Below are 25,096 nucleotides of genomic sequence, written 5' to 3'. Positions count from 1 at the left end.
TCATGTACCACCCTCCCGGAACGGTGGGCCGCAAGGCCGTCGCCTACGGCGACTCCGCGATGGTGTCGACCCAGCATCCGCTGGTCACCGATGCCGCGCTGGACATCCTCCGGGAGGGTGGCAACGCCATCGACGCCCTGATCGGCGCCTGTATGGTGCAGGCCACGGTGTCGCAGGAGCTCACCAACCATGCGGGCACCGTGACGGTGCTCCACTATGAGCGGCGTTCCGGGAAGGTGCGCCAGCTCAACAGCCCGGGACGCCTGGTGCCAGGACTGGCCCCGTTCCGCCCGCTTCCCGTGGTGGCCGGCACATACTCGGCCCATCCTCCCGGCGCGAACGCGGTCGTCCCCGGGTTCATGCCTGCCATGAAGACATGCTGGGAACAGGGGGCGACGCTTCCGTGGGCGCGGTTGGTCGCGCCCGCAGCGATGCTGGCGGAGGAAGGGCACCGCGTCACATCGTTCGAACACTACGTCATGGCCACGACCTTGGCCTACTTCCAGCACTCGCCATCGGGGCGGTCGCACTTCACGCCCGATGGGCGCCTTCCGCAGGTGGGAGAGACGTGGCGTCAGCCGGAGCTTGCGGCGACCCTGTCGGCGCTCGCAGACGAGGGCCCCGATCACTTCCTCAGCGGCGGATGGGCACGAGCGTTCGTCCGTCGCGGCAATGCCATGGGGTGGGCGGTGAGGCTCGAGGACCTGAACGCGAACGCACCGCGCTGGTCGCCCGCGCGGATCTTCCGTCACCGCGGTCACGAGGTCGCCTCTCTGGCCGCGCCCCAGATCCAGGCCGTCTCACTCGCCTTCGTGCTCGGTGTGCTCGAGCAGCTCGGGGTCCAGGAGCTCGGCCACTACAGTGAGGACCCGATGGCCTGCTACTACCTGGGGCATGCGCTGCGTCGCGTTCGCGTCGATCTCGGCCATCTCAATGATCCGCGCTGCTTCGAGGATCCCAGCGAGGCGATCGCCGACCCGGAGTATCACGCACACGTCGCCCGCATCATCGAGCGATCACGCCCGCGTGTCGACCTCACCGCCCATCTGGAGCTCACTTCCCGACACCCGCGCCACATGGAGCTGGCGACGACGCCGGGCACGGACAGCTGCGAGATCAGCATCGTCGACGCGCAGGGTGACTGGGTGCAGGCCATGACCACCCTCTCGGGAAGCGGCATCCCCGGTGAGGTGGTCGGCGGCGTTCCCATGACCGGATCGCTCACCGACACCAGCCTCGACCCCATTCAGAACATCAGCGGCTGGTACACCGGCGGCGGTGACGTGCGCACCGTGATGGGGAACACGATGGTGTTGAGGGGAGGAGAGCCGTGGCTCGCCCTCGGCACGCCCGGGAAGGTCGAGGCCACCATGCCGCAGGTCCTGTCGGGGATCCTCGACTTCGGGCTCGATCCGGATGAGGCCGAGGCGCGCCCGCTCACGATGCCCTTGGACGATCACTACACGATGGCGATGGAGAGCCGGGTCTCGCCGGAGTTCGTCGCCGGCCTGGCTGCCATGGGAGTTCGGGTGCGTCCACTCGGCCTGTCCGATTGGCACATGGGGTCGTTCGAGATGTGCTGGCGTGGCCCGGACGGGCGCCTCAACGGCGCCTCGGGGTCGCGCCGGGAAGGGAAGTCCGCCGGGTTCTGAGCCGGCGGCATAGTCAGACGGCACGTCGAAGTGCCAGAGCAGAGGAGTAAAGATGACCACTCGCCAAGAGCGCTACCGCAGCCTGCTCGAGTTCGCCGGCACGGTGACCGGCGGGCGGATCGCACCGGTCTGGAGCCGCGGACGGGTCGCATTCCATGCGGACGGCGCCCTGCAGGTCGTCGACTGCGCGACCGGCGAACGACAGCCGATGAGGACGATGCCGCCCAGCGACGTGCCGCTCGGACGACGTCTGCGTTCTGCCTTCAAGATCGGGCGTCCTCCGGTGTTCGAGGCCCCCGAGCCGGGGGGACGGTACTTCGCCACAGAGGTCGGAGACGACCTGGCGCTGCGGTGGGCGATCGATGACCGCCTGAGCCCGCTCACCGACGACGGTGCTCCTGATCACCGATGGGAGGTGAAGGATGCCCGGTGGTCGCCGGACGGTCTCCGCCTGCTCGCCAGGCGGGTGGACACCCGCGAGATGGAGCGATTCCCGGTGGTCCACTGGCTGAAGCCCAACGAGGAGGTGGAGTTCTTCCCCGCCGGGCGGGTCGGCGGTTCCGTGGAGTCGACGACTCTGCACATCGTCCACCGCATCAGTCGTCGAGTCGTCACCGTCGACAGCGGTCCTGAACCCGAGCAGGACCTGCGACCGCTCGGCTGGAGTCCGGATGGTCGCGAGGCGTATTTCATCAAGACGAATCGATACAAGAAGCCGTTCACCCTGATGGCGGTCGACCCCGAGACGGGCGCGACGCGTACGGTGTTCGAGCAGGAGGTGAGCACCTGGGTCTCGTACTGGGAGAAGGGGATGTCGTGCACTCTGCTTCCCAGCGGAACCGGTCACATCTGGCTCGCGGAACGCGGCGAATGGGCCCATCTGCACCTTCACGACATGGAGGGGGCTCCCATCGGCCAGCTCACCTCGGGTGACTTCGCGGTGACCAGGCTCGCCGCCGTCGATGAGCCCGGCGGCTGGGTGTACTTCGAGGCCCACTCGGATCGCGAGCGCCCGTACGACACGCATGTGTGCCGTGCGCGCCTGGATGGATCCGGTGGCTTCGAGCAGCTCACCACCGAGCCGGGGACGCATCGCGCCCACTTCTCACCGGATGCCTCCGTGTTCGTGGACACGCACGCCAGCATGACGCGCGTCCCCGCATCGGATCTGCGTCGTGCGGACGGCACGACGGTGGCCAGACTCGCCGCGGGCGATGAAGGAGCGCTGAGCGCGTGGACTGCGCCGGAGGAGTTCACGGTGCTCGCGGACGACGGCGAGACCATGCTGCACGGCCACCTCTACCTGCCGGCGGACTTCGACCCCGGGAGGAGCTATCCGGTCATCGAGTCCATCTACGCCGGGCCGAACAGTGCCTTCGTCCCGACGGAGCTCGACGATGCCAACGCCGTGCAATCTCATGCCCTCGCGCAGCTCGGATTCGCCGTCGTCATGGTCGATGGACGAGGTACCCCCGAGCGCTCGAAGCCGTTCCACGACTGGGCGTACCGGAACTTCGCGGACACCGTGATCCCCGACCATGTCGCCGCGCTGCGGGGTCTCGCCGCCACGCGACCGTACCTCGATCTCTCCCGCGTCGGCGTGTACGGCAGATCCTACGGCGGGTACTACACGGCGCGGGCGCTGCTCGAGGCGCCGGATGTCTACCATGTCGGCGTCGCGGTGAACGGCGTCTACGAGATGCGCGAAGGCAACGGTCCCGGCCCCATCGAATGCGTGATGGGGCCGCTCGAGGGAAACCTCGACGGCTATGACCGCCTCGACCTGCACGCGATGGTGGATCGACTGCGCGGCCGATTGCTCATCGTGCACGGGACATCCGATGTCAACGTGCCGTTCTCCGCATCACTGCAATTCACCGAGGCGCTCGTTCGGGCAGGCAAGCCGTTCGATTTCCTCCCCGTCAACGAGCAGCCTCATCACTTCACCGGCGAGCACGGCATCTATCTGGGCATGGCGAAAGCCCGTTACTTCACCGAGCATCTGGGGGTAGACGCGCTGTGAACCTCGCCGAGTCCATCCGGCTGCTGACGCCCGAATCCTCGTATCAGCCTGCGGAGTTCACCAGGTTGCCCAGGGCATGGAATGAGCAGCGGGCTGCGGACCTGCTCGAGACGCTCGCTGAGCGCGGGATCAACTCGGTGCTGCTGACCGATCCGTGGAACATCGTGTACTTCACGGGGCTCTGGGCGGCGACGACCGAACGACCCCTTTACGCGCTCCTCAGCGCCGGCCAAGAGGCGCCCTACTGGTTCTATCCGACGCTCGACCGTGATCTGGTGCACGAGTGGTGGTTCGGCGACGGACTGGAGTACTTCGATTATCCGCACGTGGCGGGGCAGTTCCCGCATCTCGGCCATGCGTCGAGGGGTCCCGCGGTGGATCTGTGGGAGATGGCGCTCGGTGGGATGAGGGATTCGGGGCGCGTCGCGGGGCACGTGGTCGGAATCGACCGCATGCCCGCCGGCGAGCGTGCCATGGCGGCCGCACGGATACTGGGCGGGCCCCTCCACGACGTGTCTTCTGTGTGCACGGAGATGCGCATGCACAAGACACCGGAGGAACTGGCGCTCATCAAGCGCACCTACACCTACTTCGACGAGGTGCATGCCTACGCGCGGCAGCGATTGCTCGAAGAGGGCCCGATGACGGACTTCGACCTGCGGATGTCGATGATCGATTTCGCCACCAAGCGGATCGTCCCGGATCTTGAGCTCGACGGCCGACCCCATCGCGGCGTCGGCGTGGTGATCGACCTCGCCTGGGTGCGCGCCGGAGCGGTGACGGGGTATCCCCATCCCAACCAGTTCCGCTTCGCGGCGATCACCGCTGACACCGTCCTGCAGGTGTCCGGAGTGCTGCAGGTCGGTGGGTATGGCGGTGAGTGCTACCGGCCCTATCTCTTCCAGGAGCGCACGCCGCACATGGAGCGGGTGTGGCAGGTCGTGCGGGACTCCTGCCTGCTGCAACAGGAAGAGCTCCGCGCCGGAGTCGCATGTGGTGAGGTCGCTGAGCGCATCCACCGCTTCCAGATCGCAGAGGGCATGGCGGAGCTGATCTATCATCGCCCTGCGCATGGGCAGGGACCGGAACGCCATCAGCCGCCGTGGCTCGCGCTCGGTGACGACACGGTGCTGGAGCCCGGGATGTGCTTCTCCGTCGAGCCGGGGCTGTACGATCCCGCCGCCGGTTTCAGCGTGAACTTCTCCGACACGTTCGTCGTGCAGGAATCGGGGCCTGCCGTCGCGATGTCCCGCGTGCCGTGGACGGAGGAGTGGGCCTGGATCGATCTCTGAACGGCGCCGCACACGAGATGACTCAGCGCGGGGCGGCCGCACCCGCCAGGGACGTCGCAAGCACCACCTGGCCGGTCGTCGGGTTCACCAGCACATCGGCGTGCACGCCCCAGACCTCGTGCAGGAGCGAGGGGGTCAGCACGTCCTGAGGCGTTCCTTCGCAGACGACACGACCTCCGGCCATCACCACCACATGGTCGGCATGCGCGGCGGCGAGGCTGAGGTCGTGCAGCGCCGCGACCACGGTGACCCCCTCGCTCGCGAGGCGCCGCAGGAGAGCGAGAGTGCTGAGCTGTGCGCGGATATCGAGATGGTTCGTCGGCTCATCCAGCAACAGCAGCCGGGGCTCCTGAGCGAGCGCGCGCGCCAGCTGGGCCCGTTGCTTCTCACCTCCGGACAGCGACTCATACGCGCGCCCGGCCAGCTCCTTCGCCTCCGCGAGGTGCAACCCGCGTCGTACCGCCGCATGCATGTGATCCGCACCAGCCCACATGCCGTCATGCGGCAGCCGCCCGAGGGTGACGAGGTCATGCACGCGGATGCTGTCGGGCGTGGCCGGCTCCTGCTCGACGAAGGCGACCGTCCGTGCCCGAGATCGACGTGGCATGCCGAGAAGGTCGGCCGCCTCATGGGTGAGTTCGACGAAGGTGGCGGGAATCGTGCCCGCCATCGCATGCAGGAGCGTGCTCTTTCCCGCGCCGTTGGGGCCGATGAGCGCGGTGATCCGCCCGGAAGGCGCGTGCAGATCTGCGTCGTCCAGCACGTCTGCGCCGTCGCGCCGGGCGCGCGCTCCGCGCACGGTCAGGCCGGTCCCGGCCGTCGACCTCCTCGGCGCCTCGTGGACGTCGACCGGGGGAGTGCTCATGCGGACCGCCTCCGGGCGAGCAGATATGCGAAGACGGGGCCGCCGATGAGCGCGGTGACGATTCCCACCGGAATCTCCCGCGGATCGAGCACCGTCCTCGCAAGGGTGTCGGCCCACATCAGGAAGAGCGCGCCGGCGAGGGCTGACAGAGGCAGCAGCCTCCGGTGCATCCCGCCCACGACCAGCCGCACTGCATGGGGCAGGATGAGGCCGACGAACCCGATCGACCCGCTCACCGATACCAGGGCACCGGTGAGCACGGCCGTGACCACGAGAAGGGCCGTGCGAACCCTCGCGACGGGTATGCCGAGCGCCGCCGCGCCGGAGTCGCCGAGTGCGAAGGCATCGAGCACGCGCCCACTCGCGAGCAGCGGCGCTCCCGCGATGACGAGCGCGATCGTCGCTATTCCGACAGAGCTCCATGACGAGCCCGCGAGCGACCCCAGCAGCCAGTTGAGTATCTCGCGGTAGCTGTCGCCGGTCGCATGGAGGAGGATGAACAGACTGGTGAGGGCGCTTCCGACGGCCGATACCGCGAGCCCCGCCAGCACAGTCGTCGACGGGGACAGTCTCCCGCCGAGTCGAGCAAGCGCCAAGGTCGCCCCGAGCGCTGCGAGGGCGCCGACGAAGGCGGCCGCCGGTACGTGGACGCCGATGCCGAGCACGAGCACCGCAACAGCTCCGACAGAGGCACCGGATGACAGCCCGAGCAGGTACGGATCGGCCAGGGGGTTCCTGGTGAGCGCCTGCATCACCACTCCGCATACGGCCAGACCGGCTCCGACGACAGCAGCGGTCACGATACGGGGGAGTCGCAGCTGCCAGATGATGCCTTCCTGAAGCGGAGTCAGAGCGCTGTACCCGATTCCGAGGCGGGTGAGGATGCTGCGCACCACGTCCTGCGGGGCGATGTCCGCTGTCCCTATGGTGCTGGCCGCCACAACGGACAGCGTGATGCCGGCGAGGAGAAGGGCGCCCGTCAGTGGCGCCCGTGCGACGTCCTGCGCGCCCCAGACCGGTCGCTTCGCCGTGGCGACCGTCATGACGAGGCGAGCTGGTCGATGAGCGACGCGACGGCCGACACGTTGCGCACGCCGGCTTCCGTGGCAGGGAAGTCCACGACGAGGAATCGAGCATCGCGCACCGCAGTCAGCTGCTGCGTGAGCGGGTTGCTCCGCAGCAGCTCGATCTTGGATTCCGCCGTGTTCCACGCGGAATCCACCAGCACGATGACATCCGGGTCTTGGGCCGCCACCGCCTCCCAGGACGCCGACGTCCAGCTGTCCCCGACATCGCCGAAGATGTTCTTGAGCCCTGCTGCCGACATGATCATCTGGGGTGCGCCTGTGCCTGCCCCGACGAAGGGTGTGTCGCGGCCCGAGGAGTACCACACCGCCGTCAATGAGCGATCGTCAGGCGTGAGGGCGGCGAGCTGATCGCGCTGCTCCTCGACGAGATCGGCGGCGGCCTCCTCGGCGTCGAAGATCCGACCGGCCTCGCTGATCGAGTCGAAGACACTGTCGAAGGTGAGCGGTGCAGGCGCGTAGCCGTCTCCGGTGCACGCTGCCGGTGACACGTATGAGGCGACTCCCAGTTCGGCCAGCGCGGCTCGGTCGCCCGCTCCCTCGGCAGTGAGGTTGGATTCCCATCCGGCGAACACCATGTCGGGTTCGAGCGCGAGCGTCGCCTCCTGCGAGGGAACCTTCTCGGACAGGGTCTCGATGCCCTTCGCATCATCGCGGAGGGCGTCAGGCAGCGGACCATCCGAGAACGCCTGTGCGACGATGCGATCGCCGACGCCGAGGGAGAGCAGGAGTTCGATGGTCGAGGACTTGATGGCGACGATGCGCTGCGGGGGCCCGGCGACGGAGAGGTCGAAACCGCAGTTGTCGAGCGTCAGGGGATAGCCGCTCCGAGCGTCGTCAGCGTCTGCTGACGCGGGAGTGGCCGGCGTCGAAGCGCATCCGGCGACGGCGGCGGCAAGGACGACGAGAGAGGCAGAGAAGAGAGAGCGGCGAACGCGCATGAGGACTCCGGATGGTGGATGACAGCGGGGGCGGCAGAATTGCCGCGTGCGTCGAACCCAGATCCAGGCTCTCAAAGCCGGCTAGACGAACCGGCGATGGTCCGATTCTAAGAGCGCACCGCAGGCGGCGCAACAGCCGACTGTGCGATCTTCGATCTGCCTCGGGTCAACGACCAACGGCACCCAGCCCCGGCGTAGCGTGGAGCCATGACGAACCGGCTCGCCGACACGCTCAGCCCGTACCTGCGGGCGCACGCCGACAACCCCGTCGACTGGTACCCGTGGGGTGAGGCCGCGTTCGCCGAGGCGCGGCGCCGCGATGTGCCGCTGCTCATCTCGATCGGGTACTCGACGTGTCACTGGTGCCACGTCATGGCGCGCGAATCGTTCGACGACGCGGTCACCGCCGCGCAGATCAACGCCGGCTTCGTGGCGGTGAAGATCGACCGCGAAGAGCATCCTGACGTCGATGCGGCCTTCATGGCCGCAGCCTCCGCGTTCACCCGCAGCCTCGGCTGGCCGCTGACGGTCTTCGCCACCCCCTCCGGGCGCACCTTCTACGCCGGCACCTACTTCCCTCCTCAGGCACGGGGAGGATCGCCGTCATTCCGCGACGTGCTCACGGCCGTGACCGAGGCGTGGACCGACCGGCGCACCGAGGTCGACGAGTCGGCTGGTGCCGTCGCCGACGCGCTGCGACAGGCGGCGGGCGCCGGAACCGGAGGGCTGCCGGACGCCGACGCGATACGCGCGGCCGCGGCGGCCATCCTGCAGCGCGAAGATCACCGTCACGGCGGGTTCGGCGGGGCGCCGAAGTTCCCGATGGCGACCACATTGCGGTTCCTGCAGCATCCGCTTGCGGAGGGCGCTGCTGTCGCTCGGCGCGCCCTCGATGCGATGGCCGCTTCCGAACTGCGGGACGGCGTCGACGGCGGGTTCTTCCGGTACGCGACCCAGGCCGACTGGACGGTGCCGCACTACGAGCGGATGCTGATCGACAACGCCCAGTTGATGGATGTCGCGCTCGCCGCCGGACGCGACGACATCGCGCGCGACATCGCCGGGTTCCTGCTCGGCGTCCTGCGCCGTGCGGGCGGCGCATTCGCCGCCGCGCAGGACTCCGAGTCGTGGATCGACGGGGAGCGAAGCGAAGGCGGCTACTACCGGGCGGATGCCGCTGCGCGGGCTTCCCTCGACCCTCCCGCGGTCGACGGGAAGGTGCTCACCGGATGGAACGGCCTCGCGATCGGCGCTCTCGCCCGCGCGGGGGCGCGGCTGGGAGAGCGGGACTGGCTGGCGGCCGCCGAGGGCGCGGCCGAGCACGTGCTGCGCGTCAACCGGTCGGCGACGGGGGCGCTCGTGCGCTCCTCGCTGGACGGCGCAGCGGCGGCGGCCGTCGCGACCGCCGCCGACATCGGCCTGCTCGCCGACGGGCTGTTCGCGCTCGCTCTGGCGACCGGCGAGGCGTCATGGGCGACACGCGCGCTCGCTGTGCTCGCCGAGCCGATCGTCGACGACCCGGTGATGGCGGCGCAGGGTCTCGCCTCGGCGGGAGACGACGGCGACGGCGACCTTCCGTCGGGCCCGGCGTCGCTGGCGTCCGCGCATCTCACCGCCTGGCTGCTCGGCGCGGGTGACGAGCATCGAGAGCGGGCCGTGTCGCTCTGCGCCCCCTTGACGGAACGCGCGCTGCAGCACCCGCTCGCCTACGGCGCGCTGCTGCGGCTGTGCTCGGCGCTTGCCGGCCCTTCGCGTCAGGTCGTCGTCGTCGCCTCCCACGGTGGTGCGCTCGCAGAAGCGGCACGCGCCGTCGAGGCCGATGTGGTCGCGATCGTCACTCCCTCCCAGGCTCGGGCCTTCGCGGATGCCGGGTTCTCTCTCTTCGAGGGCAAGGACGAACTCGACGGTGTGGCCTACGACTGCCGAGATCTGGCCTGCCGGCTGCCCACCCGCAGCCCCGACGAGCTGACATCCGCCCGCTGACGCTCCGGATTGTGCATTCTGATCACCGGGATCGGGTGCAGTCCTGCCTCAGCGCGCACGGTGCGTGCTGTTCGCGCGGCACTTTGCATGTGAGCGGGTCCGCGATCTAGTGTTGCGCTTCGGATGGCGCGCATGCGGCGCATCCCCGACCGGACGAGGAGGTCCGCCATGGCTGAGGTGCCACTGACGACGACGACCACGAAGGGTCTGCACCCGGGGCTCACCCGTCGGCAGATCTCGATGATGGGTCTCGGCGGCGCGATCGGCGCGGGTCTGTTCGTCGGCTCCGGCCAGGCCATCGGCATCGCCGGACCCGCCGTGCTGATCTCGTACCTCATCGCAGGCACCGTGGTCATCCTCGTGATGGCGATGCTCGCCGAGATGGTCGCCGCCCGACCCAGTTCCGGCGCGTTCAGCTCGTTCGCGCAGCGCGCGATGGGTCGCAGCGCCGGCAGCGCGGTCGGATGGCTGTACTGGATCCAGCTCGTCGTCGTGATCGCCGCCGAGGCCACCGGAGCCGCGGGGATCATCGAGGGGTGGGTGCCAGGCATCCCGGCATGGCTGTGGGTGCTGATCTTCGTCGCCGCGCTGACCGCGGTGAACCTGTTCGGCGTGCGCAACTATGGACGCTTCGAGTTCTGGTTCGCCGCCATCAAGGTGTTCGCGATCATCGCGTTCCTGGTCGTCGGCGCCTGCGCGATCCTCGGCGTCATCCCGGGTGTTCCCGCGACCGGCATCGGCAACCTCGTCGCGCACGACGGGTTCGCCCCGCACGGCATCGCCGGCGTCGCCGCGGCCCTGCTCGTCGTCGTCTTCGCGTTCGGCGGCACCGAGGTCGTCGCGATCGCCGCCGCCGAGTCCGACGACCCGGCACACAACATCAAGCGCATCGTGCGCGAGGTCATGGTCCGCATCCTCGTCTTCTACCTGGGGTCGATCTTCGTGATCGTGACGGTGCTGCCGTGGAACTCGCCCGCGGTGCTCGAGGGGCCGTTCTCTGCTGTGCTCGCCACCCTCCGCATCCCTGGCGTCGATCTCGTCATGTCGCTGATCGTCATCATCGCCCTGCTGTCGGCCATGAACGCGAACATCTACGGCGCATCGCGCATGGCATACTCGCTCGGCGAGCGGGGGCTCGCACCCCAGGCGGCCGCGCGCACCAGCGACAAGGGCGTGCCCTACGTCGCCGTCCTGGCATCGGTCGCCTTCGGCTTCGTCACGGTCGCGCTGAACTGGGCGTTCCCCGAGACGGTGCTCGGACTGCTGCTGAACATCGTCGGATCGACCGTGCTCGTCATCTGGACCGCGACGGTGATCTCGCAGATCATCCTGCGCCGTCGTGCCGATCGCGAAGGGGACGCGCTTCCGATGCGCATGTGGGGCTTCCCCTGGCTGTCGTGGGCGGCCCTCGTGCTGCTCGGCGTGATCGTCGCCCTTGCGATGACCGACCCGGCGGCGCGCACCCAGCTGCTGCTGACGCTGGCGCTCACGGCCGCGCTGCTGGGACTCGCCCGTCTCACCAGGGCGCGTTCGCGCCACGGCGTGATCAAGCACCTCGACGACTCGTCGGCCCAGTAGTCTTGCAGGCCTGAGCGCGCACACCGGGCGCGCCGGGGAGGGAATACGCATGTCGGTTGGTCTGCTGGCGGTCGTCGATGACATCCTGAGCGCCGCCATGAAGGCGTCGGCCAAGGCGGCCGGTGTCGTCATCGACGATGCGGCCGTCACCCCGCAGTACGTGCAGGGGCTCACGCCCGCGCGCGAACTGCCGGTGGTGGGCAAGATCGCGCTCGGATCGATCGCGAACAAGTTCCTCATCATCATCCCCATCGCGCTGCTGCTGACCGCGTTCGCGCCGTGGGTGCTGCCCTACCTGCTGATCATCGGCGGGACGTATCTCTGCTTCGAGGGCGCCGAGAAGGTGCTGGAGTGGTTCGGGTTCGGCCACGGGCATGCCGACGAAGGCGCGCGGGACGAGAAGCGCCTGATCTGGGGCGCGATCCGCACCGACCTGATCCTGTCCACCGAGATCATGCTGATCTCGCTCGCGAGCCTCGACCCGGACCTGGGCATCTGGGAGACGCTCGGCGTGCTCGCGGTCATCGCGCTGCTCATGACGGGAGTCGTGTACGGGGCGGTGGCTCTGCTCGTCAAGCTCGATGACATCGGGCTGCGGATGGCCAAGAACCCGGTGCGCAACGTGCGGCACACGGGCACCAGGATCGTGCGGTCGATGCCAGCCGTGTTCCGTGTCATCAGCGTCGTCGGCACGGTCGCGATGCTGTGGGTCGGCGGCCATCTCGTCGTGGTGAACCTCGGCGAGGTCGGCTGGCATGCGCCGGCCGACCTCCTGCATGGAGTGGACGAGCTGCTCGCCTCTCTCGGCGGCTTCGTCGTGTGGCTCGGGAACACGGCCGTGTCGGCCGTCGCGGGCATGCTCATCGGCCTCATCGTCGTGGGCGTCGTGCTGCTCATCGGCAAGCTGATGGGCAAGCGCCCGACCTTCGACGAGGCCCATCGAGCAGATCACCCGGCGCCGGAGTCGGTGGCCTGAGTCAGCCCGCGTTGCGCGGATGCCGGCGTGCGGCGCGCTCGTTGCCGCGGCGGTAGTCTCCGGTGAGGCGCGCCATCAGCAGCTGCGGATCCTGGGTCTCGACGCGAGACAGGAATTCCGCCGCCTTCGCTCCGCGGAGGGTCGCCGCGCGGACTCCGTGATGCATGATCACGACGTCGTCGCCTCGGACGTCGTATTCGAACCCGTGCGGTGAGGGCATGCTCAGATCCAGCCAGGCAGCCAGTTGTGGATGAGCCAGAACGGGTACGGCACGCTCATGCCCGTCCACACCGGGTAGAAGAACGCCGAGACCAGCACGACGACGACGAGGTACACCGCGACCGTGCGCTGCCCGGCCGTGCGGCGGTGCAGCGGATCGCTGCGGCGGCCCGCGAGTTCTCTCAGCGCCACCGCCAGGGCGAGGATGAGGAACGGCACCATGACCACCGTGTAGAACTGGAAGATCGTGCGATTCGGAACGAGCAGCCAGGGAACATAGGTCGCGATGAGACCCACGAGCGCGACCGTGTAGGTCGGACCGAGCGGACGGCGCTCGATGAGCCCCCGCACGAACCGGTACAGAAGATAGACCGCAGCGGCCACTCCGCCGTACCAGATCAGCGGGTTCGGAACAGACGAGATCACCGCGATGCAGTGATCGATGCCGCAGCCCGTCGGATCGGAGCCGACCCACATCGCCGTCGGCCGCAGCAGCAGCGGCCACTGCCAGGCAGGGCTCGCGTACGCGTGGGCGCTGGACAGACCGATGTGGAATCCGTACATCGACTCGTGGTACTTCCACAGCGCCACCAGCGGATGGGCATCGACTCCGCGACCGTATCCACCGGCCGTGATCAGCCAGCCCGTCCACGACAGGAGGTACGCGAGCATGGCCGGACCCACCATCAGGACGAATGACACCGGCCCCTGTCGCAGCACTGCATCCGTCGGCCAGAGCGGGACGCCCGCACGGCGCCGCGCCAGGGCGTCCGTGACCACGGCGTACAGTCCGAACACCGCGAGCGCGTACAGTCCAGACCACTTCACCGCCGATGCGGCTCCGAGCGCCGCTCCGGCTGCGACGAGCCAGGGCCGCGACCACAGCACCGGGCCGATCAGCTGAACGGGCGCGTCGTCGGCATCCGATCGACGCAGAGCGGTGATCCGCTCGTCGAGCAGCGGCAGCGAGCGATCGCGATCGAGCAGCACGAACAGGAAGCCGAGCAGGACGAAGAAGGTGAGCACGCCGTCGAGCAGGGCGATGCGGCTCATCACGATGCCCAGCCCGTCGATCGCGAGCAGGCCGCCCGCGATCGTCGCGAACACCCGTGAGCGGGTCAGGTGCAGGGCGACGAGATAGAGCACGAGCACGCTCAGCGACCCGAGGATCGCGGTGGTCAGTCGCCAGCCCGCGCTGGAGCCGGGACCCATGAGCGCCATGCCGATGCCGATGATCCACTTCCCGAGCGGCGGGTGCACCACGTACGATCCGGCCGTCTGCATGGCCGAGTCGTCGCCCCGCGGAAGCTCGGCATCGGCGCCCTCGCCCCACTTCCCCTCGTAGCCGAGGTTCCACAGCGACCATGCGTCCTTGACGTAGTAGGTCTCGTCGAACATGATCTCGTGCGGATGCGCGAGGTTCGTGAGCCGCAGCGCGGCCGCCAGCATCGTGACGAACAGCGGTGCCAGCCACGCCAGAACACGTGAGCGGGCGGCGTCTGCGACGCCCCATGCGGCCAGCCTCTCCCATCGCGTCGTGGCGCGCGGCGGCATCGGGGGCGCGGGCAGGGTCACCAGATCAGCCTAGGCAATCCGCTTCGGATCGGGGTGACGGTGCCCGCATAAGCTGGTCGGATGATCATCCTCGCGGCGACTCCGATCGGCAACCTGGCTGACGCGTCGCGGAGACTCGTCGAGGTGCTCGAGAACGCCGAGCTCGTCGCCGCAGAGGACACCCGCACCACCCAGCGACTGCTGCAGGCGCTGAAGATCGAGAATCGTCCGCGCCTGATCGCGCTGCACGACCACAACGAGAAGCACAGGGCAGCCGAGCTCGCCGAGCTCGCCGAGCAGCATGACGTCGTGCTCGTGAGCGACGCCGGGATGCCTGCGGTGAGCGACCCCGGGTACGGCGTCGTCGCCGCGGCGGTCGAGCGCGGCGTGACCGTCACCGCGATCCCCGGGCCGAGTGCGGTGCTCATGGCGCTCGCGATCTCAGGGCTCCCCACCGACCGGTTCGCATTCGAGGGCTTCCTGCCGCGCAAGCCGGGGGAGCGCAGGTCGGTGCTGTCCGCGCTCGCATCGGAGCCGCGCACGATGGTGTTCTTCGAGTCGCCGTCGAGACTCGCATCCTCCCTCGCCGACATGGGCGCCGTGTTCGGCGCGGACCGCCGGATCGCCGTGTGCCGCGAGCTGACCAAGCTGTACGAGGAGGTGCGCCGCGGCACGGCATCCGAGCTCGTCGCATGGGCCGAGAACGGCGTGAAGGGTGAGATCGTCGTCGTCGTCGAGGGCGCCGCCCCTGCCTCCGTCTCCGCTGACGACGCGCTCGCCCAGGTGCAGGCCCTCGTGGCATCCGGAACCCGACTCAAGGACGCGTGCGCCGAGGTCGCTGCGGCGACCGGTCTGCGCTCCCGGGATCTGTACCAGGCCGCGCTCGCGGCGAGGACCGCGTGACGTTCTGGCCCGACCTCGCGACAGCGGTGACCGAGGCCGCAGCGACGGGCCGGCTCGTCGCGATCGACGGTGTCGACGGCAGCGGCAAGACGCGCTTCGCGGCGAACCTCGCTGCGCACATCGTCGATCGGCCCGTGATCATCATCCACGCCGACGACTTCCTCAACCCCTCGCGGATCCGTCACGCCCGCGGTCGGCACTCCGAGCTCGGCTTCTGGGAAGACACCTACGACTACCCGGCGCTCCGGCGAGATGTGCTGGAGCCGCTCCAGCGCGGCGGTGACGGCCATTACCGGCCGGTCGCGTACGACGCCCGCGCGGATGAGCCGATCGTCGGCGACACGCTGCACGCCGATCCGGCCGCACTGGTCCTGGTGGAGGGCATGTTCCTGCTTCGCGATGAGCTCGCTTCCCACTGGGACGCCTCGATCCACCTGCACGTGCCCTTCGCGGTCACCGCGTCGCGGATGGCGATCCGCGACGGCAGTCATCCCGATCCCGAGCATCCGTCGATGCGACGGTACGTCGGCGGCCAACGGCTCTACTTCGCTGCCGCGAGACCCTGGGAACGGGCCGACTTCGTCGTGGACAACTCCGACTTCGATCATCCGCAGCTGATCGACGCGTCCCCCGCCGATCGCACCACACCGCGACGGCACCACGTCGCCGCGTCGTCACCTGATGTCCTCGCCGGCAGCCGGCGCAGCCGGCGCGTGACCGAGGCGATCGGCGCCGCGTACGACGCGCGGGCCGCAGAGTACGTCGCGCTGCTCGGCGACATCGCCCAGACGGATGCCCGTGATCGTGCGCTCATCGCGGCCTGGCGCGATGCGACACCGGGACGACTGCTGGATGCCGGATGCGGGCCCGGTCTGTGGACGCGGTTCCTGCATGACGGCGGTCGCGACGTGCTGGGCGTCGACCTCTCGGAGCAGTTCATCGGGCACGCCCGCGAGAAGCATCCGGATCTCGAGTTCCACCACGGCTCGTTCGCCGCGCTCCCGCTGGCGGACGCGTCGCTCGGCGGGATCCTGGCCTGGTACTCGCTGATCCACACGCCGCCGGAGCAGCTCCCCGGGATCCTCGCGGAGTTCGCCCGCGTGGTCGCTCCCGGTGGCAGCATCCTGATCGGCTTCTTCGACGGCACCCCTGGCGAGCCGTTCGACCACGCCGTCACGACCGCCTACTTCTGGACTCCGGATGCCCTGGCACCCCTCCTCGTGGACGCGGGCCTCACCCTCACCGCCGTCGAGCGTCGCGGTCGCACTCCCGACGAGCCCAGCACCCGTCCGCATGCCTCTCTGACCGCCGTCCGTACCTGACTCGCACACTCACTCCGCACCATCATCCCGTCCGGTCCGCAACGAGGGCCGCAAGCCAGGTCACGAATCGGAACGCCCCGCCGTTCCCGCCTAGAATCGATCCCATGCCCGCAGGCGAGTCCTTCTACATCACCACGCCCATCTACTACCCGTCCGACGTGCCGCACATCGGTCACGGGTACACGACGGTGGCCGTCGACACCCTGTCGCGCTGGCACCGCCAGGCAGGTGACGACACCTGGATGCTCACCGGAACCGACGAGCACGGCCAGAAGATGCTGCGCGCCGCCGCGGCGAACAACGTCACCCCGCAGGAGTGGGTCGACAAGCTGGTGGGCGAGAGCTGGTTCCCGCTGCTGAAGACGCTCGACGTCGCCAACGACGACTTCATCCGCACCACGCAGGAGCGGCACGAGAAGAACGTTCAGGTGTTCTTCCAGAAGCTGTACGACGCCGGCTACATCTACGCGGGCGAGTACGAGGCGCTGTACTGCGTGGGCTGCGAGGAGTTCAAGCCCGAATCCGAGATCGTCGACGGCACCGGGCCCTTCGAAGGGCTGAAGGTCTGTGCGATCCACTCGAAGCCGCTCGAGCTGCTGCAGGAGAAGAACTACTTCTTCAAGCTGAGCGAGTTCCAGGACCGCCTGCTCGAGCTGTACAGGACCGAGCCCGACTTCGTGCGCCCTGATTCGGCGCGCAACGAGGTCGTCTCCTTCGTCAGCCAGGGTCTGAAGGACCTGTCGATCTCACGGTCGACGTTCGACTGGGGCATCCCGCTGCCGTGGGACGAGTCGCACGTCATCTACGTGTGGGTGGACGCGCTGCTCAACTACGCCACCGCCGTCGGCTACGGCGAGGACGACGCGACCTTCGACCGACGCTGGCCGGCGTACCACGTGGTCGGCAAGGACATCCTGCGCTTCCACGCCGTGATCTGGCCGGCGCTGCTGATGGCCGCAGGCCTCGACGTGCCCAAGGGCGTCTTCGCGCACGGCTGGCTGCTGGTCGGCGGCGAGAAGATGTCGAAGTCGAAGCTCACCGGCATCGCGCCGACCGAGATCACCGACGTCTTCGGCTCGGACGCCTACCGCTTCTACTTCCTCTCCGCGATCGCGTTCGGCCAGGACGGCTCGTTCTCGTGGGAGGACCTCTCGGCCCGGTACCAGGCCGAGCTCGCGAACGGCTTCGGTAACCTGGCCTCGCGCACGATCGCGATGATCCAGAAGTACTTCGACGGAGTCGTGCCCGCGCCGGCCGAGTACACCGAACGCGATCTCGTGGTGCAGAAGAAGGTGGCGGATGCCACCGCCGCAGCCGACGCGGCCATCGAGCACTTCCGCATCGACGAGGCGATCGACGCGATCTGGACGATCGTCGACGACCTCAATCTCTACATCACCGAGAACGAGCCGTGGGCTCTGGCTCGCGACGAGGAGCAGCGTGAGCGCCTCGGCACCGTGCTGTACACCTGCGCTGAGGGCTTGCGCGCCCTGGCCGTGCTGCTCTCGCCGGTCATGCCGCAGTCGACCGCGAAGCTGTGGGACGCCCTGGGCGTCGAGGCCTCGCTCGGCGAGCTCACTGCGCAGCCGATCCGCGACGCCGGCACCTGGGGTGCGCTGAAGCCCGGCACGACTGTCTCGACCCTCGCTCCGCTGTTCCCGCGCGTGGAGCAGACGGCGTAACACGACATATGGCAGACACCTACGTGCAGCGCCGAGACGCGAAGGGACGCAAGGACCTGCGTTACCCGGCGGCTCCCGAGCCGCTGAGCGTCGCGGTCTACGACAACCACGCGCACCTGGAGATCACCGACGGTGTGGAGCCCCTGTCGCTGAAGGAGCAGCTCGACCGCGCGGCGGAGGTCGGCATCGCCGGAGTGGTGCAGGCGTCGGGTGACATCGAGTCGTCCCGCTGGGCGGTCGAGGCCGCGGCATCCGACCCTCGGGTGCTCGCCGCCGTCGCGATCCACCCCAACGACGCGCCCACGTATGCCGCCCAAGGGCGCCTCGGCGAGGCGATCACGGTGATCGACGAGCTGGCGGCGCATCCGCGCACCCGCGCGATAGGCGAGACCGGCCTCGACTACTTCCGCACCGACGAGACGGGACGGCCTGCGCAGCACGAGTCGTTCGAGGCGCACATCGCGCTGGCGAAGAAGCACGGCATCGCCATGCAGATCCACGACCGCGACGCCCACGACGACGTGCTCGAGACGCTCCGGCGCGTCGGCGCCCCCGAGAAGACCGTGTTCCACTGCTTCTCGGGCGACGATCAGATGGCTCGGATCGCGGCGGATGCCGGATACTGGCTCTCGTTCGCAGGCAACGTCACCTTCAAGAACGCGCAGAACCTGCGCGATGCGCTCGCCGTCACGCCGCTCGATCGCATCCTGGTCGAGACCGACGCCCCCTTCCTCACGCCCGTGCCCCTGCGCGGTCGCCCGAACGCCCCCTACCTCGTGCCGATCACGGTGCGCTTCATGGCCGCCGAGCTCGACGTCGACGTCGACGAGCTGTGCGCCCGGCTCGCAGCCAACACGCTCGCGGTGTACGGCTCGTTCGCCTGACCCCGTGTGCGGTCGCGCGATCTGTGCGTTCCCGCCCCTGTCCGGCTACCGCGCCCCTGCTCAGTTACGCAAATGAGCAGGGGCGTCGTAGCTCATCGGGGGCGGGGCGTGCGGCCCGCGTCCCGTAGCCTGAACAGGTGCGCTTCCTCGACGAGATCACCCTGGCAGACGAGTTCGTGCGGCTTGAGCCGCTCGGCCACGAGCACGCGGACGACCTGAGCCGCGCTGCGAGGACGCTCGACTACGCCTGGTACACGTCGGTTCCGGATGCAGACGCGGTGCCCGCCGAGATCGACCGGCGTCTCGCGTTGCGCGATGCCGGTGTCATGAACCCCTTCGCCGTGCGCCGGCTGCAGAGCGGAGAGGTCGTGGGCATGACGACGTTCTGCAGCATCGATCAGCCGAACCGCCGCGTCGAGATCGGCTACACCTGGATCGGCACGACCGCGCAGCGCAGCGAGGTGAACCCCGCCATGAAGCGACTGATGCTGGCGCACGCCTTCGACGCCTGCGATGCGATCGCCGTGTCGCTCATGACCCACTTCCACAACAGGCAGTCCCGCGCCGCGATCGAGCGGCTCGGGGCCAAGCTCGACGGCATCCTGCGCAATCACCGCTTCATGCCCGACGGGTCGCTGCGCGACACCGCTGTGTACTCGATCCTTCCTCACGAGTGGCCGGCGGTGCGGAGCGGGCTGGATGCCCGTCTCGCGCGTCGGTGACGGGCCTACTCAGCCTGCTCGGCGCCCTCGTCGAGGGCCGGCTTCGCAGCGGCGATGTGCGAGATCTGCCGCCACATCAGCAGCAGGGTGAGCGCGGATCCGGCGAACGCGAACCACCACGGCGCCGTCAGCCCCCATGCCTGCGCGATGAGCCCGCCGAGCGCCTGGCCGAGCACCATGCCGCCGAACACGCCGACCATGTTCACCGAGCCCACCCGGCCCTGCAGGTCGTGGGGCACGAGACGCTGACGCACGGTGGTCGAGATGGTGCCCCACACGAACGCGTACGCCCCGAAGCCGAACATGATCACCAGCGCCACGACACCGTCGGTGGTGAGTGCGAACGCGAGGTGCATGAGCACCTCCAGCGTGAGGCACACCTTCATGATGGTCGCGAACGACACATGCCGTTCGAGCCACCCGAAGCTCATGGTGCCGGCGAGGCCCCCGATCGCCGATGCCGTGGTCAGGGCTCCGAACCCCACCGGTCCCATCCCGAGGTGCTCCGTCGCGTAGAGCACCAGGATCCCCCACGGTGCGGCCCAGGTGACGTTGAACGCGAGGATGATCACGATCAGGGTGCGCACCGGCTTGTTGTGCCACGCCCAGCGAAGGCCCTCGCCGATCTCGGTGTGCACGGGACGCTTCTCGGCGGCCTCTGACGCGCCCGACCTCGGCGGCACCGGCTGCCTGGCGATCCGCGACACGAGGATGAGTCCCAGAGTCACCGCGAGCACCTGCGCGAGGAAAGGCCAGAACGACCCGAGCGCGAACAGGAAGGCACCCAGCGGCGGACCCGCCAGCTGATTGGCGACGAGGAACCCGGCCTGCAGGCGGGCGTTGCCGACGCCGAGATCGGCGGGCTTCACCATCATCGGCAGCAGCGTGCTCGTGCTCGTGTCGGCGAACACCTCGGCCGTTCCGTAGAGGAACGACACGATGAGCACGATCGCGATGTTCGCCATGCCCGTCACGAGGAAGACGACGAGCGCGGCGACGACGAGGGCCCGGATGCCGTGGGCGAGCATCACGAGCATCCTCCTCTCCACGCGGTCAGCGATCGCCCCCGCGTGCAGACCGAACAGCAGCCACGGCAGGAACTGCAGCATCGCGCCAGAGGCGACGAGCACGGGAGACGACGTCATCGAGGCGATCAGCAGAGGCGAGGCGGCGAGAGCGATGCCGTCGCCGATGTTGCTCGTCCACGCGGCCGACATCAGCCAGCGGAAATCGCGGCCGAGGCGGCGCGGTGCGATGAGCTCTCCGAGTGCGGTCACCCGCTCGATCTTAGGGGCGCGGCGGGATGCGCGAGAATGGGGGCATGACCGTCTCCCTGCTCGGCGCCACCGAGATCCGCCGTCTTGCCGCCGAGCTCGACGTCACACCCACGAAGAAGCTGGGCCAGAACTTCGTCGTCGACGCGAACACGGTGCGCAAGATCGTGCACGCGGCGGCCGTGCAGCCGGGGGAGCGGGTCGTCGAGATCGGACCTGGCCTCGGTTCGCTGACCCTCGCGATCCTCGAGGCCGGAGCGTCGGTCACCGCGGTCGAGATCGACCATCGCCTCGCCGAGCGGCTGCCGCAGACGGCGCGGGAGCGCGGCGTGGCCGACGGCATGCTGACGGTGGTGGATGCCGATGCCATGCGCGTCACCGAGCTGCCTGGCCGGCCCACGGTGCTCGTCGCCAATCTGCCGTACAACGTCTCGGTGCCGGTGCTGCTGCATTTCCTCGAGACGTTCGCACATCTGCAGCGCGGCGTGGTGATGGTGCAGGCAGAGGTCGCCGAGCGCCTCGCCGCGAAGCCGGGCTCGAAGATCTACGGCGCCCCCAGTGTGAAGGCGGCCTGGTACGGACCGTGGCGTCTGTGCGGCACCGTGTCGCGTCAGGTGTTCTGGCCCGTGCCGAACGTCGACAGTCTGCTGGTCGGCTTCGAGCGCGACGAGACGCCTCGCGGCGACGACGACGAGCGTCGGCGCACCTTCGAGATCGTGGACGCCGCATTCAATCAGCGCCGCAAGATGCTCCGTCAGGCGCTCTCCGGACTGTACGGAGGGTCGGCAGCGGCATCCGAGGTGCTCGAGGCCGCCGGTGTCGCCCCCACGGCGCGCGGCGAGGATCTCACGGTCGACGACTACCACCGCATCGCGCTCGTCCAGCACGATCCGGCGCCGGGGCCGATAGCCTGACAGCGTGACCGAACCGCGCTTCCGCCCCGATGTCCCCGAGATCCACCGGCCGTATGTCGCGGCACCGGATCGCTACCAGCGCTTCCCGTACCGTCAGGTCGGCACGAGCGGGCTCTATCTTCCGCCGATCTCGCTCGGTCTGTGGTGGAACTTCGGCGACAACATCCCGCTCGACTCGCAGCGCGCCCTGCTGTGGCATGCCTTCGACAGCGGAATCACGCACTTCGACCTCGCGAACAACTACGGTCCGCCCTACGGCTCAGCCGAGAAGAACTTCGGCCGCATCCTGTCAGAGGACCTCGCACCGTACCGCGACGAGCTGGTCATCTCGTCGAAGGCCGGCTGGGACATGTGGCCGGGCCCATACGGCGACCTGGGCAGCCGCAAGTACATCCTCGCCAGCGCCGAGCAGTCACTCACCCGGATGGGCCTCGACTACGTCGACATCTTCTACTCGCACCGGGTCGATCCCGTGACGCCGGTGGAGGAGACGGTCGGCGCGCTCGACACGCTCGTGCGGCAGGGCAAGGCACTCTACGTCGGCATCTCGTCATACAGCGCTGAGCGCACCGAGGCCGCGCTCGCGGTGGCACGCGACCTCGGCACGCCTCTGGTGATCCACCAGCCCTCGTACTCCGTCCTCAACCGCTGGATCGAGGACGGCCTGACCGACACCCTCCGATCGGCCGGTATGGGCGCTATCGCCTTCACGCCGCTCGCGCAGGGGCTGCTGACGGGCAAGTATCTCGGCGACGGCACCGCGCAGCGCGCGCAGAAGCGCGGGTCGCTGCCCGATCGGCCGCTCTCCGAGGAGGGCCTCGCGGTGCTGCGCGGCCTCAACGACATCGCGGCCGACCGCGGCCAGACGCTTGCGCAGATGGCGCTGCAGTGGACCCTGCGCGACCCGGTCGTCGTATCGGCGCTCATCGGCGCCTCGCGCCCCGAGCAGATCGACGAGAACATCGCCGCGGTGGATGGGCCGGAATTCGACGATGACGAGCTCACGGCCATCGACGCACTCGCGCACGGCATCGACGTCAATCTCTGGTCCGTCTCGTCGGAGCTGTGATGACGCCGCGCTCCGTGCACGTGCGGGCCCCGGGCAAGATCAACGTCTATCTGGGGGTCGGACCAAGGCACGATGACGGCTATCACTCGCTCGCCACGGTCTTCCAGGCGGTGTCGCTGTACGAGGACGTCTACGCGACCCTCGCCGACGGGTTCAGCCTCGAGGTCGAGGGGGACGTCGACGTCACAGGCGTGCCTCTCGACGATCGCAATCTGGCGATGCGGGCGGCCAAGCTGCTCGCACAGGCGGCGGGGGTGGATGCGGGGGTGCACCTGCGCATCCGCAAGGGCGTGCCGGTGGCCGGCGGCATGGGCGGAGGCTCGGCAGACGCCGCCGCAGCGCTGGTCGCCTGCGATGCGCTGTGGGGGACCGAGCTCGGGCAGCATCGACTGCACGAGCTCGCCGCGCGACTCGGTGCCGATGTGCCCTTCGCGCTGCACGGCGGCACCGCGGTCGGCGCGGGGCGCGGCGACGAGCTCACGCCCGCTCTCGCTCGTGGACGATTCGACTGGGTGCTCGTCCTCAGCGAGCAGGGACTCTCGACGCCCGAGGTGTACGGGCAGCTCGATCTGCTGCGCGCGCAGGAGGGCGCCGTCGCCGACGATCCGCCGATGTCGCTCGACGTGCCGCTGCCCGTGCTGCAGGCGCTGCGGGCCGGTGAGGCACGGGATCTCGCGCCTGCACTGCTGAACGATCTCGAGGCGGCCGCGGTCGTCGACCGCCCCGATCTCGCCGCCACCCTCGTGGACGGCATCCGTTTCGGAGCCCTGGGCGGTCTCGTCTCGGGATCGGGCCCGACCATCGCTCTGCTCTGCGACGGGCCCGAGCAAGCCCGCTCGGTGCAGGATCAGCTCCGCGACACCGGGCGCCACGCGCTGCACGTGCATGGCCCCGTGCCGGGCGCTCGCGTCATCTTCTGATGCGCCGCAGGACCCTGCATGTCATGATGGGGCAGACGATGTGACCGTACACATGCGAGGAGGCATGCCATGAACGCTGCCTCCGAGCGTGCCAGGACACCGAGCATCCGCGACGTCGCGCGGCTCGCCGGGGTGTCGCATCAGACCGTGTCGCGCGTGCTGAACGACCATCCGAGCATCAGGCCCGAGACGAAGGCGAAGGTGCTCGATGCCATATCCGTGCTCGACTACCGGCCGAATCTCGCGGCGAGGGCGCTCGTCACCAGCAGGTCGAACACCCTCGGCATCCTGTCGGCGACGGTCGGCGAGTTCGGACCGACCTCGGCGATCGCCGCCATCGAGGAGGCGGCGCGGGCCGAGGGGTACTCGGTCTCGACCCTGAACCTCACCGACACGACTCCCGAGGCGATCGGGACCGCCGTGCGTCAGCTCGGCCGCGAGCACGTCGACGGAATCGTCGTGCTGGCGCCGCAGGTCAGGGTGTTCAACGTGCTTCGGGGCATGGCGGCGTCCGTGCCGTTCGTCAGCCTGCAGACCGCCTCGGGTTCGGATGGCGTGACGCTCGCGGCCGACCAGGTGCACGGGGCGCGGATGGTCACCGAGCACATGATCTCGCTGGGGCATTCCGAGATCCTGCATCTCGCCGGCCCTCAGGACTGGATCGAGGCGGAGTCACGGATGCGCGGCTATCTGGAGGCGCTGAGGGATGCCGATCTCCCGACCTTCCCGCCGATACGGGGGGACTGGACGGCGGACTTCGGCTACTTCGCCGGTCGCGAGCTGTCGCGACGGGTGGACTTCACGGCCGTGTTCGCGGCGAACGACCTCATGGCGATCGGGCTCATGCACGGCTTCAGGGACTCAGGGGTGCGGGTGCCGGAGGACGTCAGCGTCGCCGGCTTCGACGACGTGCCCGTCGCGGCGCATGTCTGGCCCACGCTGACGACCGTGCACCAGGACTTCCACGAGGTGGGGCGTCGCGCGGTGGCGATGCTGCTCGCCGAGATCCGCGGTGAGACGCTGCCGGTCTTCGGTGCGCTCGAGCCCGAGCTGCGGGTGCGCGAGTCCGCTTCATCACGCTGAGATCGCGAATCACCGAAGGGCACTTGACAGCCCGTCGATCGCGGCGCATCATGAGTTAGCCAATGTGAACGGTCACATTGTGTCACCGCCACTCGTGTCGAGGAAGATCCGTGAGCATAACGACAACGCTGCCGAGCGTCGCAGGCCCGATCCTT

Annotated in this window: 21 protein-coding genes; 15 read left to right on the top strand and 6 right to left on the bottom strand. The window is 69.0% G+C overall.

The genetic code is table 11. From position 1 onward, the window contains the following. The first annotated feature begins 2 nt into the window (after positions 1–2). Genes FVO59_RS00865 through FVO59_RS00855 form a run of 3 tightly spaced genes read left to right on the top strand, consistent with a single transcriptional unit; the run spans position 3 to position 4,967 of the window. Complete coding sequence (locus FVO59_RS00865; RefSeq protein WP_182253730.1) at positions 3–1,652, top strand: gamma-glutamyltransferase; 1,650 nt, start codon at positions 3–5, stop codon at positions 1,650–1,652. Positions 1,653–1,704: 52 nt separating this feature from the next. Then, the gene (locus FVO59_RS00860) at positions 1,705–3,675 is read left to right on the top strand and encodes a S9 family peptidase (protein ID WP_182253727.1); all 1,971 of its coding nucleotides are present in this window, start codon (positions 1,705–1,707) and stop codon (positions 3,673–3,675) included. Further along, complete coding sequence (locus tag FVO59_RS00855) at positions 3,672–4,967, top strand: M24 family metallopeptidase (protein ID WP_182253725.1); 1,296 nt, start codon at positions 3,672–3,674, stop codon at positions 4,965–4,967. The genes FVO59_RS00860 and FVO59_RS00855 overlap by 4 nt, the downstream gene beginning before the upstream one ends. Before the next feature lie 22 nt (positions 4,968–4,989). Here FVO59_RS00855 and FVO59_RS00850 read toward each other — a convergent pair whose 3' ends face one another. Genes FVO59_RS00850 through FVO59_RS00840 form a run of 3 tightly spaced genes read right to left on the bottom strand, consistent with a single transcriptional unit; the run spans position 4,990 to position 7,858 of the window. Further along, positions 4,990–5,832 (bottom strand): ABC transporter ATP-binding protein, encoded by an 843-nt coding sequence (locus tag FVO59_RS00850; protein WP_182253723.1) that lies wholly within the window; start codon positions 5,830–5,832, stop codon positions 4,990–4,992. Beyond that, positions 5,829–6,875, bottom strand: a complete 1,047-nt coding sequence (locus FVO59_RS00845; RefSeq protein WP_182253721.1) for a putative F420-0 ABC transporter permease subunit — start codon at positions 6,873–6,875, stop codon at positions 5,829–5,831. The genes FVO59_RS00850 and FVO59_RS00845 overlap by 4 nt, the downstream gene beginning before the upstream one ends. Next, positions 6,872–7,858, bottom strand: coding sequence for a putative F420-0 ABC transporter substrate-binding protein (locus tag FVO59_RS00840; RefSeq protein ID WP_182253719.1), 987 nt, complete (start codon positions 7,856–7,858; stop codon positions 6,872–6,874). The genes FVO59_RS00845 and FVO59_RS00840 overlap by 4 nt, the downstream gene beginning before the upstream one ends. Before the next feature lie 207 nt (positions 7,859–8,065). Between FVO59_RS00840 and FVO59_RS00835 the strand changes: the two genes are divergently transcribed. The 3 genes from FVO59_RS00835 to FVO59_RS00825 all read left to right on the top strand — a co-directional run bounded on the left by FVO59_RS00835 (position 8,066) and on the right by FVO59_RS00825 (position 12,395). Then, positions 8,066–9,841 (top strand): thioredoxin domain-containing protein, encoded by a 1,776-nt coding sequence (locus FVO59_RS00835; RefSeq protein ID WP_182253717.1) that lies wholly within the window; start codon positions 8,066–8,068, stop codon positions 9,839–9,841. A 168-nt stretch (positions 9,842–10,009) separates the two neighbouring features. Continuing rightward, entirely contained in the window at positions 10,010–11,419 is a 1,410-nt protein-coding gene (locus FVO59_RS00830; RefSeq protein ID WP_220465687.1) for an amino acid permease, read from the top strand. A gap of 49 nt (positions 11,420–11,468) precedes the next feature. Beyond that, entirely contained in the window at positions 11,469–12,395 is a 927-nt protein-coding gene (locus FVO59_RS00825; RefSeq protein WP_182253713.1) for a DUF808 family protein, read from the top strand. Between the two features lies 1 nt (position 12,396). Here the strand turns inward: FVO59_RS00825 and FVO59_RS00820 are convergent, their stop codons facing one another. After that, a complete protein-coding gene (locus FVO59_RS00820) occupies positions 12,397–12,615 on the bottom strand; it encodes a hypothetical protein (protein WP_182253711.1) in 219 nt (72 codons plus the stop codon). A 2-nt stretch (positions 12,616–12,617) separates the two neighbouring features. Beyond that, positions 12,618–14,189 carry a dolichyl-phosphate-mannose--protein mannosyltransferase gene (locus FVO59_RS00815; RefSeq protein WP_259363342.1) on the bottom strand — a complete coding sequence of 524 codons (1,572 nt, stop codon included), beginning with the start codon at positions 14,187–14,189 and terminating at the stop codon, positions 12,618–12,620. Positions 14,190–14,249: 60 nt separating this feature from the next. Here FVO59_RS00815 and rsmI point away from each other — a divergent pair, with 60 nt between their 5' ends. The 5 genes from rsmI to FVO59_RS00790 all read left to right on the top strand — a co-directional run bounded on the left by rsmI (position 14,250) and on the right by FVO59_RS00790 (position 19,681). After that, positions 14,250–15,071 carry a 16S rRNA (cytidine(1402)-2'-O)-methyltransferase gene (gene rsmI / locus FVO59_RS00810; protein WP_182253709.1) on the top strand — a complete coding sequence of 274 codons (822 nt, stop codon included), beginning with the start codon at positions 14,250–14,252 and terminating at the stop codon, positions 15,069–15,071. Next, positions 15,068–16,393: a methyltransferase domain-containing protein gene (locus tag FVO59_RS16325; protein ID WP_259363341.1), complete on the top strand. Its 1,326-nt coding sequence runs from the start codon at positions 15,068–15,070 to the stop codon at positions 16,391–16,393. The genes rsmI and FVO59_RS16325 overlap by 4 nt, the downstream gene beginning before the upstream one ends. A gap of 104 nt (positions 16,394–16,497) precedes the next feature. Further along, the gene (gene metG / locus FVO59_RS00800) at positions 16,498–18,075 is read left to right on the top strand and encodes a methionine--tRNA ligase (protein WP_182253707.1); all 1,578 of its coding nucleotides are present in this window, start codon (positions 16,498–16,500) and stop codon (positions 18,073–18,075) included. An 8-nt stretch (positions 18,076–18,083) separates the two neighbouring features. Continuing rightward, positions 18,084–18,959 (top strand): TatD family hydrolase, encoded by an 876-nt coding sequence (locus tag FVO59_RS00795; RefSeq protein ID WP_182253705.1) that lies wholly within the window; start codon positions 18,084–18,086, stop codon positions 18,957–18,959. Between the two features lie 137 nt (positions 18,960–19,096). Beyond that, complete coding sequence (locus FVO59_RS00790; RefSeq protein ID WP_182253703.1) at positions 19,097–19,681, top strand: GNAT family N-acetyltransferase; 585 nt, start codon at positions 19,097–19,099, stop codon at positions 19,679–19,681. A 5-nt stretch (positions 19,682–19,686) separates the two neighbouring features. Here FVO59_RS00790 and FVO59_RS00785 read toward each other — a convergent pair whose 3' ends face one another. Next, positions 19,687–20,958 (bottom strand): MFS transporter, encoded by a 1,272-nt coding sequence (locus FVO59_RS00785; RefSeq protein WP_259363340.1) that lies wholly within the window; start codon positions 20,956–20,958, stop codon positions 19,687–19,689. Between the two features lie 44 nt (positions 20,959–21,002). Between FVO59_RS00785 and rsmA the strand changes: the two genes are divergently transcribed. The 4 genes from rsmA (at position 21,003) to FVO59_RS00765 (ending at position 24,941) form a co-directional block, all read left to right on the top strand. Further along, entirely contained in the window at positions 21,003–21,869 is an 867-nt protein-coding gene (gene rsmA, locus FVO59_RS00780) for a 16S rRNA (adenine(1518)-N(6)/adenine(1519)-N(6))-dimethyltransferase RsmA (RefSeq protein ID WP_182253701.1), read from the top strand. Positions 21,870–21,873: 4 nt separating this feature from the next. Beyond that, positions 21,874–22,938 (top strand): L-glyceraldehyde 3-phosphate reductase, encoded by a 1,065-nt coding sequence (gene mgrA / locus FVO59_RS00775; RefSeq protein ID WP_182253699.1) that lies wholly within the window; start codon positions 21,874–21,876, stop codon positions 22,936–22,938. Then, the gene (locus tag FVO59_RS00770) at positions 22,938–23,858 is read left to right on the top strand and encodes a 4-(cytidine 5'-diphospho)-2-C-methyl-D-erythritol kinase (RefSeq protein WP_182253697.1); all 921 of its coding nucleotides are present in this window, start codon (positions 22,938–22,940) and stop codon (positions 23,856–23,858) included. Before mgrA ends, FVO59_RS00770 begins: the two co-directional genes overlap by 1 nt. Positions 23,859–23,927: 69 nt before the next feature. Further along, positions 23,928–24,941 carry a LacI family DNA-binding transcriptional regulator gene (locus FVO59_RS00765; protein ID WP_182253695.1) on the top strand — a complete coding sequence of 338 codons (1,014 nt, stop codon included), beginning with the start codon at positions 23,928–23,930 and terminating at the stop codon, positions 24,939–24,941. Positions 24,942–25,096: the final 155 nt, after the last annotated feature.

Source organism: Microbacterium esteraromaticum (genome assembly GCF_014084045.1).
Taxonomy (GTDB): Bacteria; Actinomycetota; Actinomycetes; order Actinomycetales; family Microbacteriaceae; genus Microbacterium; species Microbacterium esteraromaticum_D.
Note: the sequence above shows the minus strand (reverse complement) of the source record. Positions and strands in the feature narration are given on the sequence as shown.